This window comes from Bradyrhizobium sp. TM102, assembly GCF_009176685.1.
Taxonomy (GTDB): Bacteria; Pseudomonadota; Alphaproteobacteria; order Rhizobiales; family Xanthobacteraceae; genus Bradyrhizobium; species Bradyrhizobium ottawaense.
On sequence record NZ_AP021855.1, the window covers coordinates 277,594 to 303,487 of the forward strand.

The following is a 25,894-nucleotide window of genomic DNA, read 5'->3' on the forward strand; positions in this document are numbered from 1 at the left end:
GACGCCGGAGGTCGCTTCCGGCTCCTGCGGCGTCACCCTTTTTTTGCGCACCGCCGGAACGCGCCACAACCGTGACCATTGCATGATTAGTTGGCCCAACCTCGTCTCGCAGCTCTTCAACGGGCTCGCGCTCGGCGCGCTGCTCGCGCTGATCAGCTCCGGCCTGACCATTATCTACGGCACGCTCGGCGTGCTCAACCTCGCGCATGGCGCGATGTTCATGATCGGCGGCTATGCCGGCTTCGTCGCCTACCAGTACACCGAATCGTTCATCCTCGCGGTGATCGCCGGCTCGCTGTTCGTGATGCTGCTCGGCGTTGCGATGGAACGCGTCATCATTCGCCATTTCTATCATCGGCCGCACGAGGACCAGTTGCTCGTGACCTTCGGGCTCGGCATCTGCTTCGTCGAGATCATCCGGCTGATCTTCTCCAGCCAGTCGCAGCTGGTGCCGCCGCCGGCGATATTCCAGGGCATCACCAATCTCGGCTTCATGTTCTATCCGACCTATCGCCTCGCGGTGGTCGGCATCGTCGCGATCGCACTCGGCGCGCTGTTCATCATCCTCTACCGGACCCGTCTCGGCATGATCGTGCGGGCCGGCATCGAGGATTCCGTGATGGTGGATTCGCTCGGCATCAATGTCTACCGGGTCTTCATGGTGGTGTTCGGCATCGGCGCGATGGCCGCCGGCTTTGCCGGCATCGTCAACGCGCCGGTGGTGTCGCTGACGCCGGGCATCGGTGACGACATCCTGGTCCAGACCTTCGTGGTGGTGGTGATCGGCGGCGTCGGCTCGTTTCCAGGCGCGATCCTGGGCGGCCTGATCGCCGGCGAGATCATCAGCGTCACCTCCATGTTCAACCCCGGCTACGCCTATGTGATGCTGTTTGCGGCGATGACGCTCGTGCTCGTGGTGCGACCGCATGGCCTGCTCGGCGTCCAGGGCCGCGAGTAAGTGATCTCCTGATGCTCAAGCAACGCCCCTTCCTGATCGAGACGCTGACGGCCATCGGCCTGATCGTGGCTCCCTTCGTGCTGCCCCATCTCGGCTTCGCGCCCAACACCGTGAACCGGATCCTGGTCTGGGGCCTGTTCGGCCTCGGCTTCGACATCCTGTTCGGCTTCACGGGCCTGTTGTCGTTCGGCCAGTCCGCCTTCTACGGCACCGGCGGCTTCGTCGCCGCCTACCTCCTGACCCGCGCCGGCTTCGGCAACGTGCTGGGCGCGCTGATCATCGGCATGATCGCGGCGGCTGCGACCGGCTATCTGATCGGCCTGATCGCGCTCCGCCGCACCGGCATCTACTTCGCCATGATCACCGTGGCGATCGCAGAGGTGTTCTTCTTTGTCGAGTTCAATCCGCTCTCCGACTTCACCGGCGGCGAGAACGGCCTGCCGGGCGTGCCAACGCCGAGCTTCAATCTCGGCTTCACCACCGTCCACTTCACCAATGGCTGGTCGCTCTACCAGTTCATCGCGCTGTGCTATTTCATCGGCGTCATCATCGCGCTGAGGATCGTGCGCTCGCCGGTCGGCGCCGTCCTCAGCGCAATCCGCGACAATCCGCTGCGCGCCACCGCGGTCGGCCACAACATCCACGGCTACAAATTGACTGCTTTCGTGATCGCAGCCGCCTACGCCGGTTTCGCCGGCGGCCTGCTCGGCGTGCTCCAGGCCTTCATGCCGCCGGACGCCTTCACTTTCGACACGTCCGGCCAGCTGGTGATGCAGACCGCCATTGGCGGTCGAGGCACGCTGTTCGGGCCGCTGGTCGGCGCGACCGTCTGGCTCTTCCTCCAGGATTTCCTCCAGTCCGCGCTGGGCCTGGGTGCCGCCTGGAAGCTGGTGCTCGGCGTCGTGTTCGTGCTGCTGGTCTGCTTCCTGCGCGGCGGTATCATCGGCGGTCTTGCGGACCTTTATCGCCTTCTCTCCGGCAGGCGTAAGCGGAGCGATATGGAGGCCGAGCCGGACACTGAGACGACACTGCACCTTGCGCCCGCGCCGATGCAGGCCAAGGAGGTCGCGCACCCCGCCTATTCCGGGCCGATCCTGAAAGCCACCGGTCTCACCAAGCGCTATGGCGGCCTCGTCGCCAACAGCGACATCGATTTCAGCGTCAATCAAGGCGAGCTGCGCGGCATCATCGGCCCCAACGGCGCCGGCAAGTCGACCTTCTTCAAGATGCTGACCTGCGAGATCGCGCCGACATCGGGCCAGATCGTGTTCGAGGGACGCGACATCACGGGATTGAAGGTCACCGAGGTGTGCCAGCTCGGGCTCACCAAGAGCTACCAGGTCAACCAGCTCTTCACCGGGCTGACGGTACGGCAGAACCTGACGATTGCCGCGCTCGCCGAGCTGCGCGGCAAGTTCCGCCTCGATCTCTTCCGCAAGCTCTCCAGCGTCAAGGGCCTGGCGGAGCAGGTGGAGCATACGCTCGCTTTGGTCAATCTGACCCGCCGCGCCGACACGCCGGTCGCCGAACTCGCTTATGGCGAGAAGCGCCGGCTCGAGATCGGGCTCGCGCTGGCGACCTCGCCACGCCTGCTGCTGCTCGACGAGCCGCTCGCGGGCATGAGCCCGCGCGAGCGGGTCGAGACCGTCAAGCTGCTCAAATCGATCGCGCGCGGCCGCACCACGATCATCATCGACCACGACATGGATTCGCTGTTCGAGCTGGTCGAGCGCGTGACGGTGCTTCAGGAGGGCAAGGTGCTGCTCGACGGCACGCCGGAGGAAATCAGGACCAACGCCGCGGTGCAGGAGGCCTATCTCGGCGGCGTGCACGGGGAGATCGCCGCATGAGCCTGATCGAGGTCAACGGCCTGAACAGCTATTACGGGGATTCCCACATCCTGTTCGACGTCGCCATGCACGTCGAACGTCACGAGGTGGTGGCGCTGCTCGGCCGCAACGGCGCCGGCAAGAGCACGACGCTGAAGAGCCTGATGGGCGTCGTGACGCCGCGCAGCGGCAGCGTGAAGTTCGACGGCATCAATATCGCCGGACGCAGGAGCCACAGGATCGCGCAGGCGGGCATGCAGCTCGTGCACGAGGAGCGCCGTATCTTCGGCAGCCTGTCGGTGGAGGAGAACATCACCCTTGCCGGGATCACCGCGCCGAAACGCTGGCCGCTCGACCGCGTCTACGAGATGTTTCCGCGGCTGAAGGAGCGACGGAGCAACCGCGGCACCGAGCTCTCCGGCGGCGAGCAGCAGATGCTCGCGATCGCGCGGGCGCTGGTGCGCGATCCCAAGATCGTGCTGCTGGACGAGCCGTTCGAGGGGCTCGCGCCCGTCATCGTCCACGATCTCGTCAAGGCCTGCCGCGAGCTGGCGGCGGCCGGCCAGACCATCGTGCTGGTCGAGCAGAATTTGGCGGCGACGCTGGCGCTGGCAAGCCGGATCTACATCGTCAACAACGGCCACATCGTGCACGAGGGTCCGGCGCAGGAGCTCAAGGCCCAGCCGGAGCTGCTGCAGCGCTATCTCGGCGTCTAGCCACCCGCCGATCTCGGCTGTCAGGCTCAGCCGCCAAGCGCCGCGATCATCCGCTTGGCGTGATCGGCGAGCACGGCCATATCTTCCTTGCGCGTCTGCGCCGGCAAGAGATCGACGCCGGCCCTGACAGGCATGACGTGCATGTGCAGGTGAAGCACCACCTGCCCGCTGGCCGGCTCGCTGAACTGCTGGAGGATGATACCCTCCGCGTCAAACGCCTTCATCGCCGCAATCGCGATTCGCTTGGCCGTCCGGGCGACGGCGGCCAGATCGTCCTCCGCGATATCCAGGATGCCGCGCGCCGGCGCCCGCGGAATCACCAGCGTGTGTCCGGGCGCGCGCGGCATGATGTCGAGGAAGGCCAGACTGCGGTCGTCCCTGAAAACCTCGAAGCAGGGAATCTCGCCGCGCAGGATCTTTGCGAAGACGTTCTGATCGTCATAGGCCGTCATGGACCCCTCCACGCTTGCGAGGCGCGATCAAACGCGCTCCTTTCCGTTGACGCAAGCGAGCCGGCCGATCTATCCACGATGGCAGGCAGGATGGCTCCATTGGCGACAAATATCGATCCCGGACATAATGTCGAGAGTGCGCGGCGCGCGCTCGGGGCACGGCTGCAAGCGGCCGGCATCGAGCAGGCGGCCCTCGATGCGCGCCTGCTCGTCGGGGCCGCGTTGGAGCTCGATCTGACCGGTATGGTGACGCAGGCATCGCGACAACTCACGCCTGAGGAGACCACGCGGCTCGAACGATACGCGCAACGCCGGCTCGCGCATGAGCCGGTCGCCCGCATTCTCGGCGTGCGAGACTTCTGGGGCATGCCGTTGCGGTTGTCGGAGGCGACGCTGGTACCGCGGCCGGACACCGAGACCGTCGTCGAACTGGCGCTCGAGATCTTCTGGGGCCTGTCGATATCGGGGCGGCGCCCGCGAATCGCTGATATCGGCGTCGGATCGGGCGCCATCCTGCTCGCATTGCTGCGGGAGATTCCCGACGCGTTTGGCGTCGGCACCGATGTCAGCCCGACGGCGCTCGATACGGCGCGCGACAATGCGGCCGCCCTCGGCCTCGTCGATCGCGCCGGCTTCGTCGCCTGCTCCTATCTGACGGCGCTGCGCGGCCCGTTTGACCTCATCGTCTCGAACCCGCCCTATATTCCCTCCGCCGAAATTCCGAAACTGAGCATCGAGGTGCGCGAGCACGATCCGCATCTAGCGCTCGACGGCGGCAATGACGGATATGACGCCTATCGCGCCCTGATCCCGCAGGCCGCCGAGCGTCTCGCCCCCGGCGGAGCGCTGATCGTCGAGGCCGGACAGGGGCAGGCCAGAAATATTGAAACCTTGATGATAGCAGGCGCGTTAACGGTGGACAGGCCACCCAAGGCCGACCTGGCGGGCATTCTGCGGGCCGTTTCGGCCCGAAAAATGCCCCCATAAAAGCCGGATTGGCTTGCAAAAAGCTCTTGGAATATCCCTTGGGAACGACTACGTTCCGATCAACACATCGGTGCCGGCCCCGTAGACCTACGGGCGAAAGCCGGGCTCTCGGGCGAGAGCTTTACTGATAAAGGTTCCAAGCCGCAGGTCCTGTGAAGCGCGATAGCCATTGGAGCTGCGCTGCTCTCCGACCGCAAAGTGAACGAAAGCCTGATATTGCGCTTGAAGACTTACGCAACACAGCTGGGCTTGTTTCGGCAGGCAAAATGAATGGGTTCGCTGGCGATCAGTGCTGGCGGGTGGGGAACGCGTCCTTGTTTGAACGCGACGGTCGACGAACATCGGCAGGGTTCGATCCGCTCTTGGGCGCGGTGCGCGCGAGCGATGTGAACCGCTGTCCAGGTCACTCCTAGCAATCAAGTAATGCGTGCAACGTTTAGGGCTGGAATTAAAGGCAGGACATGAGAAACGGTCAGAACAAGCAGCGGATGCGCAACCGCAACAATAACAATAACAACAACAACCGGCGCAGCCAGAACCCGATGACCCGGGTCTACGAGTCCAACGGACCCGACATCAAGATCCGCGGCACCGCCTCGCACATCGCTGAAAAGTATCTCCAGCTCGCGCGCGACGCGCGCTCTTCCGGCGACCCCGTTGCAGCCGAGAACTACTACCAGCACGCCGAGCATTATTTCCGTCTGATCGCCGCGGCCCAGGAACAGTTCCGCCAGAATCAGCAGCCGCGCGGCGACGAGCCGATCAGCAGCAACAGCGACGACGGCGACGACGACGGCGAGAATTTCTCGAATTTCGGCCAGGAGCCGGGCTTCGTCCCGCAGCCGCAACAGCAGCAGCCCTTCGCGCGCGACCGCGACGGCCAGCGCGATCATCACCAGCGTGACCATCAGCAGCGCGAAAACCAGCCCTATCAGCGCGATCAGCAGCAACCGCGCGAGCACCGCGAGCGCGACCATCGCCCGCAGCCGCAATATCAGCCCCAGCCGCAACCGCAGAATCAGCCGCAGCCCGTCGTCACCGACACCGGCAGCGTCGATCGCCTGCCCTCCTTCATCACCGGTGCGCAGCCGCAGGTGAACGGCGGCGCGAATGGCGGCCAGGCCGGTTTCGAGGGCGGTGCCGGCGGTGGCGAACGCTTCCCGCGCCGGCGGCGCCGGCCGCATGGCCCGCGCCCCGAGCGCGAAGCAGCTCCGGCCGCGTCCGGCGATGATCTCGCGCCCAGCGAGTAAGTGAGCTTCTTCTAATCGACTGATCTGGAATCGTCCCGGCCTCGCCGGGACGATTTTGTTTTTGACGACCATCGGTCGCGGCAACGCTTGTGACCTAGCCGCGCGTCACCGTCGTCGAGGATGGCACCAGCACGGGCTTCGCGAGCGAGGGAATGAGCCGCGCCCGCTCGCGCTTGGCGGGGATCGCGCGGTAGACCTGCTTGGTCGCCTCCACGATATGGACGCCGGCAAAGGGCAGCGACAGTGCCGCACCGGCGCGCTCCCACATCTGCGCCGATTTCAGCACCCAGCCGCCGGCATAGGGCGGCATGAACAGCGCCTCTCCCCAGGCGGTCGGCGTGAACCAGGTCTGGCGCAGCAGGTCGGTGATCTGCGAGCGCGAATAGGGCCGGCCGTGACCGAACGGCGTGCTGTCGGTGCGGGTCCACACCCCGCGCCGGTTCGGGATCACCGCGATCACGCGCCCGGACGGCGACAGTACCCGCCAGACCTCGCGCAGCAGCGCGGCCGGATCGTCCGACATCTCCAGCGCGTGAACCAGCAGGATGCGGTCGACCGCGGCGTCGGGAAGCGGCAGCGAGAATTCGTCGACCAGAGAGGCCAGCGCCGGCCGTCCCGTCGGCCATTTCAGGACGCCCTGGGCCGCCGGCATGAAGGCGAGGCAGCGCTCGGCGTCTTCGCGGAACAATCCCAGATAGGGGGTGGGATAGCCGAGGCCGAGCACGCGGTGGCCCTCCGCCCTCGGCCAGCGTTCCCTGATGCCGCGATTGATCATTTGCCGCGCCACGATCCCGAGGCGGCGGGAATAGAACTCGCGGAGGTCGACGACGTCGATGGTCATGACGGCAATGTAACATGCGCAAGACCGCCGCCGCGCGCGGAATATTGCATTGCCTGCGCAACGTTAACGCCATATTTGTCTGGCGGGGCTGAGCCCGATGGAGATGACATGGCCGCCGAAATTCGTACTTTCAGCTGTTTAAACGACAATTTCGGCTATCTGATCCACGATGTGGAAACCAAGGCGACGGCATCGATCGACGCGCCCGAGGCCGGCCCCATCCTGGCAGCGCTGGAGCGCGAGGGCTGGCAGCTCACCGACATCCTGATCACCCATCATCACGGCGATCATGTCGGCGGGGTCGCCGAACTCAAGCAGAAATACAACTGCCGCGTCGTCGCGCCGCACGACAAGACCACGAAAATTGCGGACGTCGATCTGCGTGTTGCCAATGCCGACGTGATCAAGATCGGCAATTTGCTGGCGCGCGTCCTGGAGACACCCGGCCACACGCTCGACCACATCTCCTACGTGTTCGACACCGAGAAGACGGTGTTCGCCGCCGACACGCTGTTCTCGATCGGCTGCGGCCGGGTGTTCGAGGGCACCTATCCGATGATGTGGGATTCGCTTCTGAAGCTGCGTGCCCTGCCCGACGACTTCAAGCTCTATTGCGGCCACGAATACACGGCCTCCAACGTCAAGTTCGCGCTCACCGTCGATCCCGACAATGCGGCGCTCCAGGCGCGCGCGGCGGAGGTGACGAGGCTCCGGGCCGAGAACAAGCCGACCATTCCCACGCTGCTTGGCGACGAGAAGCGGGCCAACGTGTTCCTGCGCGCCGATGAGCCACAGGTCGCGGCAAGGCTGCACATGAAGGGCGCGGATGCCGCCGCAATCTTCGGCGAGCTGCGCGAGCGCAAAAACAAGTCCTGAAGTACAAGTCCTGCAGAAGAAAGTCCTGACTGGATCGATGCCGACTGCAGCCGAGATCATCGCGCGCCTCGAACTCCGTCCGCATCCCGAGGGCGGCCACTATCGCGAGACGTTTCGCGACCAGACCACGGACGCCAACGGGCGTTCGCGCTCGACCCTGATCTACTTCCTGCTGGCACGCGGCGAGCGTTCGCACTGGCATCGCGTCGATGCGGTCGAGACATGGCACTATTACGCCGGTAGTCCCTTGATGCTGCGCATCGCCCACGACGGCTGCTCGCAGCACCAGGTGCGGCTCGGCACTGACCTTGCGAATGGAGACCGGCCGCAGGCGATCGTGCCGGCACAGGCCTGGCAATCGGCGGAGACGACGGGCGAGTGGACGCTGGTCGGCTGCACCGTGGCCCCGGCATTCGAATTCGCAGGCTTCGAGCTCGCACCACAGGGCTGGGAGCCGTAGTCCCGCACCGTCATTCCGGATTCGCCCGGAATGACGATCACCGCTTCCGTAGCACCATATCCTTCGCGGCAATCAAACCGCCGCCGGCAATCAGGATCGCCGCAATCGCGATGTTGGCGCTGGCCTTGGCGAAACCGGCGGCGATGAGGAAGCCGGTCGAGAGCAGCGGCGTCGCGTAGGAGGCAGCGCCGAGCACGCGGATGTCACCGCGCTTCATGCCGATGTCCCAGGCGTAGAACGCGGCACCGACGGGACCGATGCCGAGCGCGATCACCGAGAGCCATTGCAGCGTGGTCTCCGGCCAGACGGTGGTCTCGAGCAGGCCATGCATCAGCGCGGCAAGCACGGCGGTGGCCAGACAGAATCCGGCGACCGCATCGGTCGGAACGGCCTTGAGCCGGCGCGACAGCACCGAATAGGCCGCCCAGACGAACGCGGCGATGAAGGCCGCAGCCAATCCCGGCACCTGCCCCGCCACGAAGCCGGAGGTGTTGCCGGCGAACAGCAGCACGGTGCCGACAAGGCCGAGCATCGCGCCGACGATGTGATGGAGGGCGAGCCGCTCGCCCGGCAGGAAGGACGAGAACAGCACGATCAGCAGCGGCCACAGATAATTCAGCAGGCCGGCTTCGGCCGGCGGCGCAAAGCGCAGCGCGAGAAAATACAGCGCGTGATAGCCGAACAGGCCGCCGACGCCGACAGCCCAGACGACCAGCGGCTGACGCAGGCTCTTCGCCGCCTCGCCGCGGCCGATCCAGGTGAGCAGGCCGACCAGGCCGCCGATCGCGAAGGTCATCGCGGCGAGCTGGAACGCCGGGATCGTTCCGGTCGCCACCGTCATCACCGACAGCAGCGACCACATCAGGATCGCGGTCAATCCGATCAGCGTGGCTGTGCGCGGGGTCATTGACGAAGGCTCTGAGGACAACGATGCCCGGCACGAGGCCGGGCATTGTCGTCTTCACTAACGCCTTGTCGCGCCTGAAGCTACAGGCTTTTGACCTGAAGGCTTGGCGCCATATCAGGCCTGATACTGGCCGCCATTGATGGTCATCGTCGAGCCCGTGATGAAACCGGCTTCGTCGGCCGCCAGGAACACGACCGCCCGCGCGATCTCCTCGGGCTCGCCGAGCCGGCTGACCGGGATCTGCGGGATCACGTTCTTCTCCAGGACGTCCTTCGGCACCGCCTGCACCATTTCGGTGTTGATGTAGCCGGGGCAGATCGCATTGACGGTGATGCCGCCCTTGGCATTCTCCAGCGCGAGTGCCTTGGTGAAGCCGATGTCGCCGGCCTTCGCCGCGGAATAATTGACCTGACCGAACTGCCCCTTCTGGCCGTTGATCGACGAGATCGAGATGATGCGGCCGAACTTGCGCGAACGCATGCCCTCGATGACCTGGCGCGTCATGTTGAAGAGCGAGCCGAGATTGGTGTTGATGACCGCGTTCCACTGCTCCAGCGTCATCTTGTGGAAGGCGGTGTCGCGGGTGATGCCGGCATTGTTGACGAGCACCTCGATCGGTCCGAGTTCGGCCTCGACCTTCTTCACGCCCTCGGCGCAGGCATCGAAACTGCTGACGTCCCATTTGTAGACGGCAATGCCGGTCTCGGCCTTGAACTTCTCCGCCGCCGTATCGTTGCCGGCATAGCTCGCCGCAACCTTGTATCCCGCCGCCTTCAGTGCCTTGCTGATCGCAGCACCGATGCCCCGCGTACCACCCGTGACCAATGCAACACGTGCCATGTCGTATTCCTTCCCTTGGACTCTTCGGACGTTTCTGAAGCGATTGTTTTTTAACGTTGGATTATGCGGTTGGTTTGACGGACATCAAGAACAAAACGCCCGGCGTTGAGCCGGGCGTTTGTATTTAGTCGAGGCCTGCAAGATTGCGAAGAATATTTGATTTGCAACCGCTGCCTTTTTAGTCGCGTGCAACGCACGCATTGACGTGTGCAGCGCACGCGCAAACTGCGCGCAAGCTACGTGTCAGCCATCTTCAGTCGCGCGCGATGCACATCGCGATGCCCATGCCGCCGCCGATGCACAGCGTGGCGAGGCCCTTCTTCGAATCGCGCTTCTGCATCTCGTGCAGCAGCGTCACCAGGACGCGTGCGCCGGACGCGCCGACCGGATGACCGATCGCGATCGCGCCGCCGTTGACATTGACCTTGGAGGTATCCCAGCCGAGATCCTTGTTGACGGCGCAGGCTTGCGCCGCGAAGGCCTCGTTGGCCTCGATCAGGTCGAGATCGCCGACATTCCAGCCGGCCTTCTTCAGCGCGGCGCGCGAGGCCGGGATGGGGCCGGAGCCCATGATCTTCGGATCGACGCCGGCCTGCGCCCAGGACACGATCCGGGCGAGCGGCTTCTTGCCTTCCTTGGCGGCCTGCTTGGCGGTCATCAGCACCACGGCGGCGGCGCCGTCATTGATGCCGGATGCCGAGCCCGCGGTGACCGTGCCGTCCTTCTCGAAGGCGGGCTTGAGCTTGGCCATGCCGTCGAGCGTGGCGCCATGACGCGGATATTCGTCGGCGCTGACGACGATGTCGCCCTTGCGGGTCTTGATGGTGACGGGAACGATCTCGTCGGTGAACTTGCCGGCCTTCTGCGCCGCTTCGGCCTTCTGCTGCGAGGCGACCGCGAACTCGTCCTGCTGGGCGCGGGTGATCTGCCACTGCCGTGCGACGTTCTCGGCGGTGTTGCCCATGTGGTAGCCGTTGAAGGCATCCCACAGGCCGTCCTTGATCATGGTGTCGACGAACTCGACAGGACCCATCTTGACGCCGCCACGCAGATACTGGGCGTGCGGGGCCATGCTCATGGATTCCTGGCCGCCGGCGACCACGATCTCGGAATCGCCGTTGAGCAGCGCCTGGTAACCGAGTGCGACCGTGCGCAGGCCCGAACCGCAAAGCTGGTTGACGCCCCAGGCCGGGCTCTCCACCGGAATACCGGCGGCGATCGAGGCCTGACGGGCCGGGTTCTGGCCCTGGGCGGCGGTCAGGATCTGACCCATGATGACTTCCGAGACCCGACCGGGCTCGATGCCACCGCGCTCCAGCGCGGCCTTAATGGCAATGGCGCCGAGATCGTGGGCGGGAAGTGTCGCGAACGCTCCGTTGAAGCTTCCGACCGGGGTGCGGGCGGCGCTGACGATGACGACATCGTCTGACATGGGCATCTCCTGAGGCTTGAGGTTTCTTGAAAGGGGCAGGCGGGGCTTTGAGAAAACGGCTCGCCAGTCTCGTCAGCCATCCTGTTAACGTCGTTGAGGCATGTCAATCGGCCGGCGACCGAATTCATACCGCAGCGCATTCAAAATAGCGTTCTTGGCGCTTTCGCAAGCAAGATTTTGCTCTGCGATTAACCGTGCCGCACAAAACGGTAGCGTGAGCCCTTTGAAAATGCTTATTTTGTTGCGTTGCGTACTCTTCCCGCCCTGCGGCATAGCCCGCTCGGTTCCCGTTCTCCGCGCTTGCAAGTGAGAGCCCATGGCGAAATCAGACCAACCCACGACAATCAAGAAATACGCGAACCGCCGGCTCTATAACACCGGAACGAGTACCTATGTGACGCTGGAAGACCTCGCCGCGATGGTCAAGGATGGCGAAGATTTCCTGGTCTATGACGCCAAGACCGGCGACGACATCACCCGCTCCGTGCTCGCCCAGATCATCTTCGAGCAGGAGAACAAGGCCGGCCAGAACCTGCTCCCGACCACCTTCCTGCGCCAGCTCATCCGCTTCTACGGCGACAGCATGCAGATGGTGGTGCCGAAATATCTGGAGCAGTCGATTGCGACCCTGACCCAGGAGCAAGAGAAGTTCCGCAAGCAGATCGCCAACACCCTGTCCGGCACTCCTTTTGCTCCTCTGGAAGAACAAGTCCGCCGGAACATGGAGCTGTTCCAGCAGACCTTCTCGATGTTCAAGCCGTTTGCTCCCAATGCGGGCCGTCCGGCGGCCGCCGCCGAGCCGGAGTCCGACGCGAACGCCGAGACGCCGAAGGACAGCAACATCGACGATTTGCGCCAGCAGATGAAGGACATGCAGGAGCGCCTCGAGCGCATGTCGAAGAAGGACGAGTAGGACCTTTCGCGTCGACCAGCGCGTCCGCCCGCGGCGGGCGCGCGATTGGCAATTTCGCGCGCGCCTACCATTTCTTCCTCACCGGCTTTAACCCAGTCATCCTCGCGCAACGGCGAAGCCGTTGTCGCTGGAGGCCTCCGCTCCGGCGCCTCAGGATGACGGGTTGACACGCACGGAGCGCGCGATGCCCGACCGCACCATGCATTGGGACAACGTCTACGCCACCAAGGGCGAGGCCGAGGTCAGCTGGTTTCAGGATAGCCCGACGATCTCGCGCGACATGATCCGCGCTGCCAATCCGGATCGCGACGCGGCGATCATCGATATCGGCGGGGGCGCTTCGCGGCTGGTCGATGCTCTTCTTCAAGACGGATATCGCGATCTCACCGTGCTGGACCTCTCCGCCAACGCGCTCGACGCGGCGAAGACGCGAATCGGTCGGGCCTCTTCCGCGGTCGACTGGATCGTCGCCGACGCCACGGCTTGGCGGCCGGCCAGGACTTACGATGTGTGGCACGACCGCGCGGCGTTTCACTTCCTGACCGACCCGCACGACAGGGACGCCTATGTCCAGCGCCTGCGATCCGCGATTGCGCCTGGCGGCCAGATCATCATCGCGACCTTTGCGCCCGACGGTCCGGAGAAATGCAGCGGCTTGCCGGTGCAACGCCATGACAGCGCCAGCCTTGCTGCGGAGCTCGGGCCGGATTTCGAGCTGGTCGAGACGCGCCGCGAGACGCATCATACGCCTTGGGGCTCGACGCAGGCGTTTCAGTTCAGCCGGTTTCGAAAGCGCAACTAAGATCAGCTGTCATGCCCCGCGAAGGCGAGGCATCCAGTACGCCGAGGCCCATCGGTTCAATCACTGCCGTCTCTGGAATACTGGATGACAGCGGAGTAAATGGCAGCTACGCCGCCAGCTTCACCGCATGCGCGAAGTCCCAATAGAGCTTGCGCGCACGGGTGTAGAACGGGCCCGGCTTCAGCTCACGCTCGTCGATGCGGATCACCGGGGCGACCTTGGCGAAATTGCCGGTGGAGAAGATCTCGTCGGCAGCCAGGAAGTCGGCATAGCGCAGCGTCTTCTCGACCACGGTGACGCCGTCGCCGCGAAGCAGGGTGATGACGCGCTGGCGCGTGATGCCGTTGAGGAAGGTGCCGTTCGGCACCGGCGTATAGACCACGCCGTCCTTGGCCATGAACACGTTGGAATTGCCGAACTCGGCGACGTTGCCGAGCATGTCGAGCATCAACGCGTTCTGGAAGCCGCGCGAGGCGGCTTCCGCGAGCGCACGCGAATTGTTCGGGTAGAGGCAGGCCGCCTTGGCCTCGACCGGGGCGCATTCGGCGGTCGGCCTGCGGAATGGCGACAGGGTGATGGCGTTGCCGACGGGTTTGGGCATCGGCGCCTCGTAGATGCACAGGCACCAATTGGTGGTCTCGGGGTCGAACAGCACGCCGCCGCCCGAGCCGTTCTGCGCCCAATACATCGGACGGACGTAGAGCTCTGCATTGGCCGCAAAGCGGGCAATGCCTTCGGTTGCGAGCGTGAGCCAGGTGCCGGTATCGACTACCGGCTTCAGGCCAAAATTGATCGCGGATTGATTGGCGCGGGCGACGTGACGATCGAGATCGGGCGCAACACCCTCGAACGCGCGTGCACCGTCGAACACGATCGAGCCGAGCCAGGCCGCATGCGTGCGCGGGCCCATGATCGGCACATTGCCGTCGTGCCATTTACCCTCGAAGAAGGTCCAGCTCGGCGAATATTCGATCGGCTTCCTGATCTCGGCCATATCAGGTCTCCCTTGGCATGCTGCCGCAATATAGCGCCACTATTGGACGCAACATCTAAATGATTCCCTGCGCGGAATTGGTGGTTTACCCTCTCCCGCACGGGAAAAAGGAAGCAGCATGTCGCTCGATCCGCTCGCAAAGCGCCTGTTGACCATGATGGCTGCGGCTGGGCCGCGGGCGAGGGGCCGGCCGAGCGTGGAGGCGCGGCGGCAATCGCTGGCGAAGCTGATGCAGTTCGCGCGCACCGATGCGCCGGACGTGACGGTGCGCGACGGTATGATGCCCGGCCGCGCCAGCGAACTGCCCTATCGGCTCTACACGCCTGCAAATGCCGATCAGCGTGCGCCGGGCTTCGTGTTCTTCCATGGCGGCGGCATGGTCGCGGGCGGCATTGCCACGCATGATCGCATCGCGGCGGCGCTGGCGCATGCCACCGGCTGCCGCCTCGTCTCGGTCGACTACCGGCTCGCACCGGAGCACAAATTCCCTGCCGCCGTCGATGACGCGATTGCCGCCACCGAATGGGTCGCGCGCGAGGCCGAATCGCTCGGCATCGATGCGGACCGTCTGGTGGTCGGCGGCGATTCCGCGGGTGCAACGCTCGCTGCGATCGTGTGCCAGGAGGCAGCGCAGACCGCCGGCCTCGCCATCGCCGCTCAATGCCTGATTTGCCCGGTGCTGGATTTCGAGGAAACCTCGCCCTCACGAGAGGCCTTTGCCGAGGGCCATCTGATCGACCGCGTCACGATCGAGGCCGATCTCTCCGACTATCTGCCTGACGGTATCGACACCGCCGATCCCCGCGTTTCTCCCTTGCGGGCAACACGGCTCACGGGTCTGCCGACCGCGATCATCCACACGGCCGAGTACGATCCGATGCGCGATGAAGGCAATGCCTATGCCCGCAAGCTGCTCGCCGCGGGCGTCGCCGTCGAGCATGTCTGCCACGACGGCATGGTTCACAATTTCCACGCCATGGGCGCGATCCTGCCGCAGGCGCAGCTGGTGCTGTCGCAGATCGGCGAGCAGGTGCGACGAGCGGTTGCGAGGTAAGAGCGCGTATCAGGCGCGCGCATCGATAACGGCCCTCGCTGCCACAACATAGTCAGGCCAATGCGCGTCCGCATAACGTTCGGCCTGCCGGGCGCAGGTGACGTCGGGCGCATGCGCAGCGGCGATCAGGCGCGCAAAGCGTTCTTCGGCAACCGTCGCGTCATCGCGCACTGGCGCGGGTGCGGCCGCGACAGCGGTCGGAGCGACGGCGAGCCCCGCCATTCCGGCGAGCAGGATGCGGCGTGACGTGGTCATGGCTGTCGTCCTCCATTGCCCGGCCTGCACTCTGGCCGGCGAAAAGCGTATCGGTGCAATCACGACAGGGTAGCCGCGCCCGTCGATGCCGTCCATCGTTTGCGGATAGCGCTTGACCACGGGAGCGATCACGTTCCATCTAGCACACGATTTCGCCACACAGTCCCCGCGCGTCGGATTGTCACGTGCCCAGTCACTGCCTATCGCATCGTCCGGCTCTGCGCACTGTCGCAATGGGACTGGCCTGTCTGGCGATTTCGACCAGCGCCGCCTGCTCCGCCGAAGCCGAGGAGGACGCACCGGCAAAGCCGGCGGTCCCGAACATCTATCTCGATCTGCGCACGACCTACGCGACGATTCCGGCGGGCACGCTCGGGCTCGGCTTCGGCAACACGTCACTGTCGGCCGCGCTCGAGGCTTTGGCGGTGCGCAGAGGCGCAGCGCCGTCGAACGGCTTGCCGGCCGCGAAATCGATTGCCGTCGACCTGCCGCTGACCGTCGACGTCAACGACCGCGTCTCGCTCTATGGCGGCGTGTCGGGCTCGACGACCGACATCGGCGGCGGCTGGTCGACGTTCGACGTCACAAGCTGGAACATTGGCGTGCAGGCCGACCTCTATCGGCAGAATGGCGGCTCGATCCCGACCATCACTTTGCAATCGACCCTGACGCAATCGGTGCCGAACGATCAGGGCATGACCAATTCGTTCAACAACATCCTGGAATTCGACTACGCCCTCGACGAGGACGAGACGCGCGGCGGGCTGGCCGGCGTGCAGTACACCACCACCACCATCGCCAGTCCGTTCGCCAGCATCCGGCCCAACACGATCCTCTATGCCGGCGGCTATTACCAATGGCCGAGCAACTGGAAGTTCACCGGGCGCCTCGGCATGCAGTCGTTCGGCGGGGCGCAGCTCGCGGGCCGGACGCTGGCGGAGTCCTTCACGCAGCCGATCCTGCGGCTCGACCTCGATCGCATGGACGACAACGACAACCGCCTGTTCGGCATCACCGCGCAGATCGCGTGGATGCCGAAGCCGTCCTACCAGGTGACCTTGCGAACGCCGCTCTATGCGATCCGCAACTGACTGGGGATCATGGTGGATAGGTGGTAAACCGGATCTCCCGAGACCAGCCTGTCTCGTGCAAGGACCGTGGCCGATCGCATCCGCAAACGTGTGATGAGCGCGCAAATCGTCGCCTGCGAAATTCAGTTCGGCCTCACCGTGAGCGTCGGGATCGCCGAGGCCGCAGTCAGCATGTCCGGCATCGACGCGCTGATGGGCGCGGCCGATCATGCGCTCTACCAGGCCAAGGCCGAGGGCCGCAACCGCTGCATCGCCTTCGCGCCCCCGCCGCCTGCAAGCAAGGCGGCGGAGTGATCGAAGGACGCGGCTTTTAGTCCGGCACCGGCACGTCGAACGTGTTGAGCGTGACCGACACCATGCAATAGACGCCGACGAGATAGGACAGTTCGGCCGCGCCGTGCTCGCCGAACTCCTTCACGGCGGCGCGCCAGGTCAATTCCGGCAGCACGCCGCCACTGACCAGCGCGGACGCCACGTCATACGCGATGGCCTCCTGCCTGGTGAGATCCACCGGCCGCTGACCGGCGACGATGGTCGCGAGCTTTTCGTCAGACAGGCCGCGCTGCTCGGCGACCAGCACATGGGCATAGAGCTCGTAACCGGAGCGGAAGTGCGAGCCGGTGACGAGGATGGCGACCTCGCGCACCGGGGCCGGCAGCAGCGGGTTCGACGCGATCGCCTTGACCAGCTCCCACACCGGCTTGCCGAAGCGCGGCTCGCGGACCCAGGGATTCCAGGGCCCGAGCAGCGCCCCGTCGTCGCGCATGTTCACGAAGCCCTTGAAGTGGTCCTTGATGCCGGCTCGCATGTCGTCATAGAGCGGCTTCTGTTCGTCGGTCAGATCCTTCGGATCGAGAATGGGAAGGCGCACGGTGGAGATCTCCTCGTTGAGAATACGAGGCTTGCCCGCAGGTGCGCGCAACGCAAGTGAAGTTGCCGTGACATCGCACGCCAGGCGGGCGTTCCGACAAATTCGATTATGTCGCCTCGGGGCCTCGTGCGCTCTGGGGATTTGCGAAATCGTCGACGGCGAGCGTCAGCGGCTCACCTGTCGCGAGAAACGACGACAAATTGGCCTCGAACGGCGTCGGATCGAGCCCGCGCGCCTTCAGCCAAGCGGGCTCGTAATAGGTCTGCCGATAGCGCTCGCCGGAATCGCAGATCAGCGTCACCAGCGATCCCGTCGCGTTCGACTGGCGCATCTCCGAGGCAAGCCGGCACAGCGCCAGGAAATTTGTGCCGGTGGAGCCGCCCACCGGGCGGCGCAGCCGGCGCGACAACACGTTCATCGCCGCGATCGTGGCCGCATCCGGGATCTTCATCATGCGGTCGACCACACCAGGCACGAAGGACGGCTCGCAGCGCGGACGGCCGACGCCCTCGATCAGCGACGGGCGGTCGCACACACGAGACCGGTCCTGCGAGCGGAAGCAATCGAAGAAGGCGGAATGCTCGACATCGGCAACGCAGAGCCGCGTCGGATATTGGCGATAGCGCAGATAGCGTCCGATGGTGGCCGAGGTGCCGCCGGTGCCCGCGCCCATCACGATCCAGTCCGGCAACGGCCGCGGCTCGCCCTGCAATTGCGTGAAGATCGATTCAGCGATGTTGTTGTTGCCGCGCCAGTCCGTCGCGCGCTCGGCGAAGGTGAACTGGTCCATGTAATGGCCGTTCAGGCGCGCGGCGAGCGCGGCGGCCTCCGCATACAGCGCGCGGCCGTCGTCGATCAGATGGCAATTGCCGCCATAATGCTCGATCGCGGCGATCTTCTCCGCCGAGGTCGTGCGCGGCATCACGGCGTAGAAGGGCACGCCGATCATCTGCGCGAAATAGGCCTCCGACACCGCGGTCGACCCGGACGAGGCCTCGACGACGGGCGTGCCTTCACGGATGTGGCCGTTGCAGAGCGCGTAGAGGAACAGCGAGCGCGCGAGGCGATGCTTCAGGCTGCCGGTCGGATGGGTCGACTCATCCTTCAGATAGATGTCGATGCCTGATAGCGCCGGCACGATCAGCCGGATCAGATGCGTGTCCGCTGTGCGGCACTGGTCGGCCTCGATCGCGGCCACGGCCTCGTCGACCCAGCCGCGCCGATAGGCCGGTCCGGCCGGATTGTGCGGGCGGAAGGGAAATGTCTGCATCGAGCGAATCTCTCACGACACGCATTGCGCATCAAGGGCGCGCTCAAAATTCCAGCGGCGCGTTGTCGACGACTTCCTTCATCACGAAGAAGGTGCGGGTCTGGCGCACGCCGGGCAGTGCGATGAGCTGCTCGCCATGGATGCGGTTGAAATCCTCCATGTCGCCGACGCGGATCTTGAGGAAATAGTCGAAGTCGCCGGCGACGAGGTGGCAGTCGAGCACGAATTTCAGCTTGGCGATCGCCTGCTCGAAGATCGCAAAGCTCTCCGGCGTCGAGCGGTCGAGCACGACACCGACCATCACCAACGTGCCCTTCGCCACCTTCTTCGGCGCGACCATGGCGCGCACAGTGGCGATGAACCCGTCCTCGAACAGGCGCTGGGTGCGGCGATGGCAGGTGGCGGGGCTGATTGCGACGGTTTCGGCCAGCTCGGCATTGCTCAGCCGACCGTTGTTTTGGAGCAATCTCAATATCTTAAGGTCGGTCCGATCGAGCCGCGCAGCCATGAAAGAAGCTCTCATAAACAGGTGATCTTCTGGAAGGATTATTAGCGTTTGCCACTATTTCCGCAAGAAATGGCGCAACATTGGCGCAATATTCGAGAGCACATTTTTCCGACGCGATGCTAGGCAGCTGCCAACACCAACGCCAATCGGGATGACCCATGAAGCTGGACAAATTTCCGCGCTACCCGCTGACCTTCGGCCCCACGCCCATCGAGAAGCTGGAGCGGCTGTCAAAACATCTCGGCGGCAATGTCGAGGTCTACGCCAAGCGCGAGGACTGCAATTCCGGCCTCGCCTATGGCGGCAACAAGCTGCGCAAGCTCGAATACATCATCCCCGACGCGATCGCGTCCAACGCCGACACGCTGGTCTCGATCGGCGGCGTGCAGTCGAACCACACCCGCATGATCGCCGCCGTCGCCGCCAAGATCGGAATGAAGTGCCGCCTGGTGCAGGAAGCCTGGGTGCCGCACGAGGACGCGGTCTATGACCGTGTCGGCAACATCATGCTCTCGCGCATCATGGGCGCCGACGTGCGCCTCGTCGACGACGGCTTCGACATCGGCATCCGCAAGAGCTGGGAGCAGGCGATCGACGAGGTGAAGGCGGCGGGCGGCAAGCCCTACGCGATTCCCGCCGGCGCCTCCGTGCACAAGTTCGGCGGCCTCGGCTATGTCGGCTTCGCCGAAGAGGTGCGCAAGCAGGAAGCCGAGCTTGGCTTCAAGTTCGACTACATCGTCGTCTGCACCGTCACCGGCTCGACCCATGCCGGCATGCTGGTCGGCTTCGCCGCCGACGGCCGCGCCCGCAAGGTGATCGGCATCGATGCGTCCTTCACGCCGGCGCAGACGAAATCGCAGGTGCTGGAGATCGCGCAGAACACCGCAAAGCTGGTCGAGCTCGGCAAGGACCTCGTCACTGAGGACGTCGTGCTGATCGAGGACTACGCCTATCCCGCCTACGGCGTGCCGTCGGAAGAGACCAAGGAAGCGATCCGCCTCACCGCGCGTCTCGAAGGCATGATCACCGACCCCGTCTACGAGGGCAAGTCGATGCAGGGCCTGATCGACCTCGCGCAGAAGGGCTATTTCGAGAAGGGCGCGAAGATTCTGTACGCGCATCTCGGCGGCGCGCCCGCGCTGAACGGGTATGCCTACGCGTTTAGGAATGGGTGAGGCTGCGCCGTACCTCGCGCCTCCACTCGCTGTCGTCCCGGGCAAGCGGAAGCGCAGACCCGGGACCCATAACCCCAGGGAGACGTTTGGCGAAGAACGTCTCCCCGCGTGCCCCAAGATAAATCACGCGGTATGGATCCCGGATCTGCGCTTCCGCTTGTCCGGGATGACGAGAAGCCCTACCGCGTCCTGACGATCTGCAGCAGCTCGTCGCCATAATGCTCGAGCTTCTTGTCGCCGATGCCGGGCACGTTGCGCAGCTCGTCGAGTGTCGTCGGCCAGGCCCGGACGATGCCGTCGATGGTGGCATCGTGCAGCACCACATAGGCCGGCACACCGCGCTCGCGCGCAATGTCCGAACGCCACGAGCGCAGCCGCGCGCGCAGTTCGGGATCGACATCGCCTTGCGGGGCGTTGGCGTCGGGCGCAAGGTCGCCGCGGCGGGATTTGCCGCGGCTTGCGCGAAGGCGCGTGCCGGGCGCTTCCTCGCGCAGCCACACCTCGGTCTCACCGCGCAACACGCCGCGCGCGGTCTCGGTCAACTTCAGCGCGCCATAGGCTTCGCTGTCGCTCTGCAAATGCCCCATCGCCACGAGTTGCCGCAGCACGGTGCGCCACTGCTTTTCGTTGAGCTCGCGTCCGATGCCGAACACGGACAATTTGTCGTGGCCGAACTGCGTCACCTTCTCGGTCAGGCGCCCGACCAGCACGTCGATCAGATGCATCGCGCCGAAACGTTGCCCGGTGCGATAGACGCACGACAGCAGCTTCTGCGCCAGCACCTTGCCGTCGCGCATTTTCGGCGGCGTCAGGCAGTTGTCGCAATTGCCGCAGCTCTCGCCCATCACGATCTCGCCGAAATAGGCGAGCAGCCGCCGACGCCGGCAGTGCGGCGTCTCGGCAAGGCCGACCAGCGCATCGAGCTTGCCGATCGAGACTCGCTTGAATTCGTCGGAGGCGCTGGATTCGTCGATCATGCGACGCTGCTGCACGATGTCGGAGAGGCCGTAGGCCATCCAGGCCGCCGACGGCTTGCCGTCGCGACCGGCGCGCCCGGTCTCCTGGTAATAGGCCTCGATGCTCTTGGGCAGGTCGAGATGGGCGACGAAGCGCACGTCGGGCTTGTCGATGCCCATGCCGAACGCGACGGTCGCGACGATGACGATGCCGTCCTCGTTGAGGAAGCGGTCCTGGTTGCGCGAACGCACCTGGCTGTCGAGCCCGGCGTGATATGGCAGCGCGGCTATGCCGGCCTCGTCGAGCGCGGCGGCGACCTCCTCGACACGGTTGCGGGACAGGCAATAGACCACGCCGGCGTCCCCGGCATGGCGCTCCCGGATGAACTCCTTCAGCTGCGACACCGCACTGCGCTTGTCGACGATCTCGTAGCGGATGTTGGGCCGGTCGAAGCTGGAGACGAACTGCGGCGAGTCCGTGAGCTGAAGCCGCGCAACGATCTCCTTGCGCGTCAACTCGTCGGCGGTCGCGGTCAGCGCGATGCGCGGCACGTCGGGGAACCGTTCGGCGATGATGGAGAGGCCGACATATTCGGGGCGGAAGTCGTGGCCCCATTGCGAGACGCAATGCGCCTCGTCGATCGCGAACAGCGCCACCTTGGCCTGCGCCAGCAGCGACAGGCACCGCGGCGTCACCAGGCGTTCCGGCGCGACATAGAGCAGATCGAGATCGCCCGCGAGCAGGCGCCGCTCGATGTCGGAGGCCTCCTGCAGCGTCAGCGACGAATTCAGCGCGGCGGCGTTGACGCCGGCCTCGAGCAGGCCGGCAACCTGGTCGCGCATCAGGGCGATCAACGGCGACACCACGATGCCGCAGCCTTCGCGCAGCAGGGACGGCAGCTGATAGCACAACGACTTGCCGCCGCCGGTGGGCATCAGCACCAGGCAATTGCCGCCGTCCGTGACGTGCCGGATGATCTCGCCCTGCGAACCGCGAAAGCCCGGCAGGCCGAACACCGAATGCAGCACCGACAGCGCATCGCGGCCGTTGGCCGGCGCAGGTCGCGGGGCGGTGGAAGGGGCATTCATGGGCGTTCGGGGAACAAGGCCAAGAGATTCGTCACAAGGCCAGTCGCATGCTGGCGTCGGCGTGGCAAGAGCGTTTGAGGGTCGAGGCGCGGCTGCTTCCTCCCTCTCCCCATTCCTACGGGGAGAGGTGAATAAGCCCTACGCCCCGATCCTGCGCAGCGCTTCTGCGACCGTCACGATCGGCATGTTGCGCTGTCCGGCGGCTTCCAGCGCATGACGCATCAGGTCCGGCGTGCAGCCATAGGGGCTCGGCGCGTCCGCGACGTCATGGCCGTAGAAGATCAGCCATCCACCGCTCGCCACCGCCTCGTCGAAATAGCGATCGACGCCTGCCTTGTCGATCTCACAATTGACCAAGGGCGACGCACGCAGGAACTGGAGATCGATGACGTCGCTGTTGACGCCGGGAAGGATGCCGCGCGCAGAACGGAAGGCCTTGGCGAGCTGCGGCTTGCGCCAGACCGAGGCAATCCCATAGGGATAGGCGAAGTTCTCCAGATTGATCGAGGAATCGATGCTGCGAAAATAGGTGCGGTTCCGCTCGATCTCCCGAGCCATCGCGGCCTCGTCGAGATTGGCCGAGCTCTGGTGCGAGAAGGTGTGGCAGGCAATCTCGTGACCGGCGCGGTGAAGCCGCACGATCGCATCGTCCGACAGGCCATGCCAATGGTCCGACGGCTGCCCGATCAGGCTGCCGGCGAGATAAAACGTACCGCGGCCGCCATGCTCTTCCAGTAGCGCGGCGCCCTCGCCTGCGGCGCTATCCGGGGCATCGTCGAAGGTGAAGCTCACGATCGGCGCATGCGCGGGCAGCCGGTGCGGCGCGGCGCGGAAATGCCGGGCCAGCCGATTGCTCACGCGTCCCTGGAGTGCCGACCACACGACTGCGTTTCCCGTGATTCCGTATATCTGTACTGAAACATTCGCGCGCTGGTCGAGGCAAGCCTAACGCCTGGGTAATCCTAACGCGGAACCAATATCCTTCGCTAACGCGCAAGGGCCGGCGCTTCGGTTTCCACACTGAGATATTGCAACCAATTGCGGAAAAGCACCGCGGCCGCACTGCCGGCGCCGATATCGGCGCGCAAATTCAGACCGGGCAGTTCGTTGGTGAGCGCCGGATGGCGTTGGTGCGCCGCCTTCTTCTCGAAGCGGACCAATTTCTCTTCCGTCGCTGCGTCAAAATAGCTCACGGGCAGGCGCGGATAGTTCTCGCGCTCCCGCGCAAGGTAGCGGCCGATGTCGCGCAGATATTCGCGCTGGAGCGACAGCGCGTCATATTCCGGATGCCCCTGGAAGAACACGAACCGGCTGGCATATTGGCGAACGAAAACGTCGACGCCGGCCTCCGCCGAGCGTGTCAGCACCTGATAACCGGCCTGCACCAGGTCGCTCTCCGCGAGCTCGTTGAGGCGCGAATGCGACACCTTCAGCGGCGCCGGCGCGGCACGCGTCAGGGCATCGCTCGTCACGGCGTCGCAATCGAAGATGCCGTGACATTTGGCAGGCAGCCGCCGCCGTTCGATGCCGTCGAGATGCAGCACCGCCGCATGCGCGGCAAGGCACGACCAGATCGTCGAGCGCGTGTTGGCCTTGGCCCAGTCAATGAGGTCGGCGAGGTCACGCCAATAAGGCTCCCGGTCGAGCTCGGGCGCAACCGGTTCGGCGCCTGTCACGATCAGCCCGTCGAATTTCTGGCGCTTCAGATCGGAGAGGTCGGAATATTCGCTCTCGACATGCCACTTCGCCTCCGGCGAGCGCTTCACGCTGGGCAGCGAGAAGCAATGGAAGCGGATGCGGCGCGGACCGGCCGCCGCCTGAAGCAGCTTCAAGAACTGACGCTCGGTCGCCTTCAGCGCCGGATCCGGCATGTTGTTGACGAGCCCGATCGTGAGCTCAGCGCCGTGATCGCGCGCGAGATCGCGCTCGGCCGGCACCAGCGCCGGGCTCGATATGACTTGATCCCTGTCGATCAAGATCGTCATTGACGCCGCCGCCTACTCCGCGGCCTCGAGGCGCGCCGAGAGGCAGGCCTTGTCCAGCGCCTGGTCGATGTCCTCGATGATGTCAGAGACATGCTCGATGCCGATCGAGAGCCGGATCGTTTCCGGCAGCACGCCGGCGACGCGCTGCTGCTCTGCCGACATCTGCCGATGGGTGGTCGAGGCCGGATGGCAGGCCAGCGACTTGGCATCGCCGATATTGACGAGGCGCGTGATCAGCTTCAGCGCGTCATAGAAGGACTTGCCGGCCTCCATCCCGCCCTTGATGCCGAAGGTGAACAGTGACGAGGCGTTGCCATCGAGATATTTCTGCACCAGCGGATAATAGGGGCTGTCGGGAAAGCCGGTGTAGTTGACCCAGGCGACGCGTGGATCCTTGCGGAGGAATTCGGCGACCTTGCGCGCGTTCTCGACATGGCGCTCCATGCGCAGCGCCACGGTTTCGATGCCCTGCAGCAGCAGGAAGGCGTTGAACGGCGACAGCACCGAGCCCATGGTGCGCTGATAGACACTGCGCGCGCGCTCGATATAGGCGGTCTTGCCGAAGCGCTCGGCATAGACGAGGCCGTGATAGGAGGCGTCGGGCTTGTTGTAGGCCGGGAAGCGATCGGCGTATTTCGCCCACGGGAAGTTCCCGGAATCGACGATGGCACCGCCGAGCGTGGTGCCGTGGCCTCCCAGAAACTTTGTCAGTGAGTGCACGGCGATGTCGGCGCCGTAGTCGAACGGCTTGAGCAGAATCGGGGTTGCGACGGTGTTGTCGACGATCAGCGGCACGCCATGTGCATGCGCGATGTTGGCCAGCGCCTCGATATCACAGACATTGCCGGCGGGATTGCCGATGGTCTCGGCGAACACCGCGCGGGTGTTCTCGTCGATCAGCTTCGCGACCGCCTCCGGCTTGTCGCTCTCGGCGAAGCGGCCAGTGATGCCCTGCCGCGGCAGGATGTGTGAGAGCAGCGTGTGCGTGGTGCCGTAAAGCTGCGGCACGGAAACGATGTTGCCGCCGTGATCGGCGACGTTGACGAAGGCGAAATGCAGCGCCGCCTGGCCGGTCGCGACCGCGAGTGCACCGACGCCGCCTTCGAGCTGCGCGATGCGCTTCTCCAGCACCGCGCTGGTGGGATTGGCTATGCGGCTGTAGCGAAAACCCTCGGCCTCGAGATTGAAGAGCGCCGCGCCGTGATCGGCGCTGTCGAAAGCGTAGGCCGCGGTCTGGTAGATCGGCACGGCGACCGCGTGCGTGGTCGCTTCGGGCTCGTAGCCGGCGTGAATAGCGATCGTCTCGTTGCGCATCGTGCCACCTCCGCGTGGGGCGGGCCGCACTTATTGGCCTGTATGAGGCATGTGCGTTGTCCGCCGCCC

At 64.9% G+C, this 25,894-nt stretch carries 27 protein-coding genes; 13 read left to right on the forward strand and 14 right to left on the reverse strand.

The window, feature by feature from the left end; translation table 11 throughout:
- The first annotated feature begins 82 nt into the window (after nucleotides 1-82).
- From GDN70_RS01315 to GDN70_RS01325, 3 genes are read left to right on the forward strand one after another with little or no spacing between them, the layout of a single operon-like run.
- Entirely contained in the window at nucleotides 83-958 is an 876-nt protein-coding gene (locus GDN70_RS01315; protein WP_026202378.1) for a branched-chain amino acid ABC transporter permease, read from the forward strand.
- 11 nt (nucleotides 959-969) lie between these two features.
- Nucleotides 970-2,808: an ATP-binding cassette domain-containing protein gene (locus tag GDN70_RS01320; RefSeq protein WP_152102067.1), complete on the forward strand. Its 1,839-nt coding sequence runs from the start codon at nucleotides 970-972 to the stop codon at nucleotides 2,806-2,808.
- Nucleotides 2,805-3,503, forward strand: a complete 699-nt coding sequence (locus GDN70_RS01325; protein WP_038972809.1) for an ABC transporter ATP-binding protein — start codon at nucleotides 2,805-2,807, stop codon at nucleotides 3,501-3,503. The genes GDN70_RS01320 and GDN70_RS01325 overlap by 4 nt, the downstream gene beginning before the upstream one ends.
- A gap of 26 nt (nucleotides 3,504-3,529) precedes the next feature.
- On the opposite strand, the gene GDN70_RS01330 is transcribed toward GDN70_RS01325, so the two are convergent.
- Nucleotides 3,530-3,955 carry an HIT family protein gene (locus GDN70_RS01330; protein WP_038950266.1) on the reverse strand — a complete coding sequence of 142 codons (426 nt, stop codon included), beginning with the start codon at nucleotides 3,953-3,955 and terminating at the stop codon, nucleotides 3,530-3,532.
- Nucleotides 3,956-4,045: 90 nt separating this feature from the next.
- Between GDN70_RS01330 and prmC the strand changes: the two genes are divergently transcribed.
- Together prmC and GDN70_RS01340 are read left to right on the forward strand one after the other, a co-directional pair.
- On the forward strand, nucleotides 4,046-4,942 hold the full coding sequence (prmC, locus tag GDN70_RS01335) for a peptide chain release factor N(5)-glutamine methyltransferase (RefSeq protein WP_028141908.1): 897 nt from the start codon (nucleotides 4,046-4,048) through the stop codon (nucleotides 4,940-4,942).
- A 461-nt stretch (nucleotides 4,943-5,403) separates the two neighbouring features.
- Nucleotides 5,404-6,192, forward strand: a complete 789-nt coding sequence (locus tag GDN70_RS01340) for a DUF4167 domain-containing protein (RefSeq protein ID WP_038972811.1) — start codon at nucleotides 5,404-5,406, stop codon at nucleotides 6,190-6,192.
- Nucleotides 6,193-6,286: 94 nt separating this feature from the next.
- Here the strand turns inward: GDN70_RS01340 and GDN70_RS01345 are convergent, their stop codons facing one another.
- A complete protein-coding gene (locus GDN70_RS01345) occupies nucleotides 6,287-7,033 on the reverse strand; it encodes a methyltransferase domain-containing protein (RefSeq protein WP_028141910.1) in 747 nt (248 codons plus the stop codon).
- A gap of 108 nt (nucleotides 7,034-7,141) precedes the next feature.
- Between GDN70_RS01345 and gloB the strand changes: the two genes are divergently transcribed.
- Nucleotides 7,142-7,909, forward strand: a complete 768-nt coding sequence (gene gloB, locus GDN70_RS01350) for a hydroxyacylglutathione hydrolase (RefSeq protein WP_152102068.1) — start codon at nucleotides 7,142-7,144, stop codon at nucleotides 7,907-7,909.
- A 37-nt stretch (nucleotides 7,910-7,946) separates the two neighbouring features.
- Nucleotides 7,947-8,369 (forward strand): cupin domain-containing protein, encoded by a 423-nt coding sequence (locus GDN70_RS01355; RefSeq protein WP_018320528.1) that lies wholly within the window; start codon nucleotides 7,947-7,949, stop codon nucleotides 8,367-8,369.
- 37 nt (nucleotides 8,370-8,406) lie between these two features.
- On the opposite strand, the gene GDN70_RS01360 is transcribed toward GDN70_RS01355, so the two are convergent.
- From GDN70_RS01360 to GDN70_RS01370, 3 genes are all read right to left on the reverse strand, one after another.
- Nucleotides 8,407-9,276 carry a DMT family transporter gene (locus GDN70_RS01360; protein ID WP_028141912.1) on the reverse strand — a complete coding sequence of 290 codons (870 nt, stop codon included), beginning with the start codon at nucleotides 9,274-9,276 and terminating at the stop codon, nucleotides 8,407-8,409.
- 114 nt (nucleotides 9,277-9,390) lie between these two features.
- Nucleotides 9,391-10,116: an acetoacetyl-CoA reductase gene (phbB, locus tag GDN70_RS01365; RefSeq protein ID WP_028141913.1), complete on the reverse strand. Its 726-nt coding sequence runs from the start codon at nucleotides 10,114-10,116 to the stop codon at nucleotides 9,391-9,393.
- Between the two features lie 253 nt (nucleotides 10,117-10,369).
- On the reverse strand, nucleotides 10,370-11,548 hold the full coding sequence (locus GDN70_RS01370) for an acetyl-CoA C-acetyltransferase (RefSeq protein ID WP_028141914.1): 1,179 nt from the start codon (nucleotides 11,546-11,548) through the stop codon (nucleotides 10,370-10,372).
- A 316-nt stretch (nucleotides 11,549-11,864) separates the two neighbouring features.
- Between GDN70_RS01370 and phaR the strand changes: the two genes are divergently transcribed.
- Together phaR and GDN70_RS01380 are read left to right on the forward strand one after the other, a co-directional pair.
- Nucleotides 11,865-12,461 (forward strand): polyhydroxyalkanoate synthesis repressor PhaR, encoded by a 597-nt coding sequence (gene phaR / locus GDN70_RS01375; protein ID WP_038950262.1) that lies wholly within the window; start codon nucleotides 11,865-11,867, stop codon nucleotides 12,459-12,461.
- Nucleotides 12,462-12,645: 184 nt separating this feature from the next.
- Nucleotides 12,646-13,263 (forward strand): trans-aconitate 2-methyltransferase, encoded by a 618-nt coding sequence (locus GDN70_RS01380; RefSeq protein ID WP_028141916.1) that lies wholly within the window; start codon nucleotides 12,646-12,648, stop codon nucleotides 13,261-13,263.
- 106 nt (nucleotides 13,264-13,369) lie between these two features.
- On the opposite strand, the gene GDN70_RS01385 is transcribed toward GDN70_RS01380, so the two are convergent.
- Complete coding sequence (locus GDN70_RS01385; RefSeq protein WP_028141917.1) at nucleotides 13,370-14,257, reverse strand: branched-chain amino acid aminotransferase; 888 nt, start codon at nucleotides 14,255-14,257, stop codon at nucleotides 13,370-13,372.
- Between the two features lie 118 nt (nucleotides 14,258-14,375).
- Between GDN70_RS01385 and GDN70_RS01390 the strand changes: the two genes are divergently transcribed.
- Nucleotides 14,376-15,311 (forward strand): alpha/beta hydrolase, encoded by a 936-nt coding sequence (locus GDN70_RS01390; RefSeq protein WP_152102069.1) that lies wholly within the window; start codon nucleotides 14,376-14,378, stop codon nucleotides 15,309-15,311.
- Nucleotides 15,312-15,320: 9 nt separating this feature from the next.
- On the opposite strand, the gene GDN70_RS01395 is transcribed toward GDN70_RS01390, so the two are convergent.
- Nucleotides 15,321-15,566: a hypothetical protein gene (locus GDN70_RS01395; protein WP_038974719.1), complete on the reverse strand. Its 246-nt coding sequence runs from the start codon at nucleotides 15,564-15,566 to the stop codon at nucleotides 15,321-15,323.
- Between the two features lie 218 nt (nucleotides 15,567-15,784).
- Here GDN70_RS01395 and GDN70_RS01400 point away from each other — a divergent pair, with 218 nt between their 5' ends.
- Nucleotides 15,785-16,657 carry a hypothetical protein gene (locus GDN70_RS01400; RefSeq protein ID WP_152103655.1) on the forward strand — a complete coding sequence of 291 codons (873 nt, stop codon included), beginning with the start codon at nucleotides 15,785-15,787 and terminating at the stop codon, nucleotides 16,655-16,657.
- A 93-nt stretch (nucleotides 16,658-16,750) separates the two neighbouring features.
- A complete protein-coding gene (locus tag GDN70_RS01405; protein WP_244625851.1) occupies nucleotides 16,751-16,951 on the forward strand; it encodes a diguanylate cyclase domain-containing protein in 201 nt (66 codons plus the stop codon).
- Nucleotides 16,952-16,967: 16 nt separating this feature from the next.
- Here GDN70_RS01405 and GDN70_RS01410 read toward each other — a convergent pair whose 3' ends face one another.
- The 3 genes from GDN70_RS01410 to GDN70_RS01420 form a co-directional block, all read right to left on the reverse strand.
- A complete protein-coding gene (locus GDN70_RS01410) occupies nucleotides 16,968-17,528 on the reverse strand; it encodes a carboxymuconolactone decarboxylase family protein (RefSeq protein ID WP_038950256.1) in 561 nt (186 codons plus the stop codon).
- 106 nt (nucleotides 17,529-17,634) lie between these two features.
- Entirely contained in the window at nucleotides 17,635-18,798 is a 1,164-nt protein-coding gene (locus tag GDN70_RS01415; protein WP_038972816.1) for a PLP-dependent cysteine synthase family protein, read from the reverse strand.
- A 43-nt stretch (nucleotides 18,799-18,841) separates the two neighbouring features.
- Entirely contained in the window at nucleotides 18,842-19,306 is a 465-nt protein-coding gene (locus GDN70_RS01420) for an Lrp/AsnC family transcriptional regulator (RefSeq protein WP_152102070.1), read from the reverse strand.
- A gap of 158 nt (nucleotides 19,307-19,464) precedes the next feature.
- On the opposite strand from GDN70_RS01420, the gene GDN70_RS01425 reads away from it, so the two are divergent.
- Nucleotides 19,465-20,481: a 1-aminocyclopropane-1-carboxylate deaminase gene (locus GDN70_RS01425; protein ID WP_038950252.1), complete on the forward strand. Its 1,017-nt coding sequence runs from the start codon at nucleotides 19,465-19,467 to the stop codon at nucleotides 20,479-20,481.
- 179 nt (nucleotides 20,482-20,660) lie between these two features.
- Here the strand turns inward: GDN70_RS01425 and recQ are convergent, their stop codons facing one another.
- The 4 genes from recQ to GDN70_RS01445 form a co-directional block, all read right to left on the reverse strand.
- Nucleotides 20,661-22,526, reverse strand: coding sequence for a DNA helicase RecQ (gene recQ, locus GDN70_RS01430; RefSeq protein ID WP_152102071.1), 1,866 nt, complete (start codon nucleotides 22,524-22,526; stop codon nucleotides 20,661-20,663).
- Between the two features lie 138 nt (nucleotides 22,527-22,664).
- Nucleotides 22,665-23,408 (reverse strand): polysaccharide deacetylase family protein, encoded by a 744-nt coding sequence (locus GDN70_RS01435; protein ID WP_038950250.1) that lies wholly within the window; start codon nucleotides 23,406-23,408, stop codon nucleotides 22,665-22,667.
- 104 nt (nucleotides 23,409-23,512) lie between these two features.
- Entirely contained in the window at nucleotides 23,513-24,511 is a 999-nt protein-coding gene (locus GDN70_RS01440; RefSeq protein ID WP_152102072.1) for a homoserine O-succinyltransferase, read from the reverse strand.
- 12 nt (nucleotides 24,512-24,523) lie between these two features.
- The gene (locus GDN70_RS01445; protein ID WP_028141929.1) at nucleotides 24,524-25,825 is read right to left on the reverse strand and encodes an O-acetylhomoserine aminocarboxypropyltransferase/cysteine synthase family protein; all 1,302 of its coding nucleotides are present in this window, start codon (nucleotides 25,823-25,825) and stop codon (nucleotides 24,524-24,526) included.
- Between the last annotated feature and the right edge of the window lie 69 nt (nucleotides 25,826-25,894).

Excerpts from the sequence above, each read along its gene's own strand:
- GDN70_RS01315 (WP_026202378.1), top strand. The coding sequence starts at position 83 with ATGATTAGTTGGCCCAACCTCGTCTCGCAGCTCTTCAACGGGCTCGCG.
- GDN70_RS01320 (WP_152102067.1), top strand. The coding sequence starts at position 970 with ATGCTCAAGCAACGCCCCTTCCTGATCGAGACGCTGACGGCCATCGGC.
- GDN70_RS01325 (WP_038972809.1), top strand. The coding sequence starts at position 2,805 with ATGAGCCTGATCGAGGTCAACGGCCTGAACAGCTATTACGGGGATTCC.
- GDN70_RS01330 (WP_038950266.1), bottom strand. The coding sequence starts at position 3,955 with ATGACGGCCTATGACGATCAGAACGTCTTCGCAAAGATCCTGCGCGGC.
- prmC (WP_028141908.1), top strand. The coding sequence starts at position 4,046 with ATGGCTCCATTGGCGACAAATATCGATCCCGGACATAATGTCGAGAGT.
- GDN70_RS01340 (WP_038972811.1), top strand. The coding sequence starts at position 5,404 with ATGAGAAACGGTCAGAACAAGCAGCGGATGCGCAACCGCAACAATAAC.
- GDN70_RS01345 (WP_028141910.1), bottom strand. The coding sequence starts at position 7,033 with ATGACCATCGACGTCGTCGACCTCCGCGAGTTCTATTCCCGCCGCCTC.
- gloB (WP_152102068.1), top strand. The coding sequence starts at position 7,142 with ATGGCCGCCGAAATTCGTACTTTCAGCTGTTTAAACGACAATTTCGGC.
- GDN70_RS01355 (WP_018320528.1), top strand. The coding sequence starts at position 7,947 with ATGCCGACTGCAGCCGAGATCATCGCGCGCCTCGAACTCCGTCCGCAT.
- GDN70_RS01360 (WP_028141912.1), bottom strand. The coding sequence starts at position 9,276 with ATGACCCCGCGCACAGCCACGCTGATCGGATTGACCGCGATCCTGATG.
- phbB (WP_028141913.1), bottom strand. The coding sequence starts at position 10,116 with ATGGCACGTGTTGCATTGGTCACGGGTGGTACGCGGGGCATCGGTGCT.
- GDN70_RS01370 (WP_028141914.1), bottom strand. The coding sequence starts at position 11,548 with ATGTCAGACGATGTCGTCATCGTCAGCGCCGCCCGCACCCCGGTCGGA.
- phaR (WP_038950262.1), top strand. The coding sequence starts at position 11,865 with ATGGCGAAATCAGACCAACCCACGACAATCAAGAAATACGCGAACCGC.
- GDN70_RS01380 (WP_028141916.1), top strand. The coding sequence starts at position 12,646 with ATGCCCGACCGCACCATGCATTGGGACAACGTCTACGCCACCAAGGGC.
- GDN70_RS01385 (WP_028141917.1), bottom strand. The coding sequence starts at position 14,257 with ATGGCCGAGATCAGGAAGCCGATCGAATATTCGCCGAGCTGGACCTTC.
- GDN70_RS01390 (WP_152102069.1), top strand. The coding sequence starts at position 14,376 with ATGTCGCTCGATCCGCTCGCAAAGCGCCTGTTGACCATGATGGCTGCG.
- GDN70_RS01395 (WP_038974719.1), bottom strand. The coding sequence starts at position 15,566 with ATGACCACGTCACGCCGCATCCTGCTCGCCGGAATGGCGGGGCTCGCC.
- GDN70_RS01405 (WP_244625851.1), top strand. The coding sequence starts at position 16,751 with ATGAGCGCGCAAATCGTCGCCTGCGAAATTCAGTTCGGCCTCACCGTG.
- GDN70_RS01415 (WP_038972816.1), bottom strand. The coding sequence starts at position 18,798 with ATGCAGACATTTCCCTTCCGCCCGCACAATCCGGCCGGACCGGCCTAT.
- GDN70_RS01420 (WP_152102070.1), bottom strand. The coding sequence starts at position 19,306 with ATGGCTGCGCGGCTCGATCGGACCGACCTTAAGATATTGAGATTGCTC.
- GDN70_RS01425 (WP_038950252.1), top strand. The coding sequence starts at position 19,465 with ATGAAGCTGGACAAATTTCCGCGCTACCCGCTGACCTTCGGCCCCACG.
- recQ (WP_152102071.1), bottom strand. The coding sequence starts at position 22,526 with ATGAATGCCCCTTCCACCGCCCCGCGACCTGCGCCGGCCAACGGCCGC.
- GDN70_RS01440 (WP_152102072.1), bottom strand. The coding sequence starts at position 24,511 with ATGACGATCTTGATCGACAGGGATCAAGTCATATCGAGCCCGGCGCTG.
- GDN70_RS01445 (WP_028141929.1), bottom strand. The coding sequence starts at position 25,825 with ATGCGCAACGAGACGATCGCTATTCACGCCGGCTACGAGCCCGAAGCG.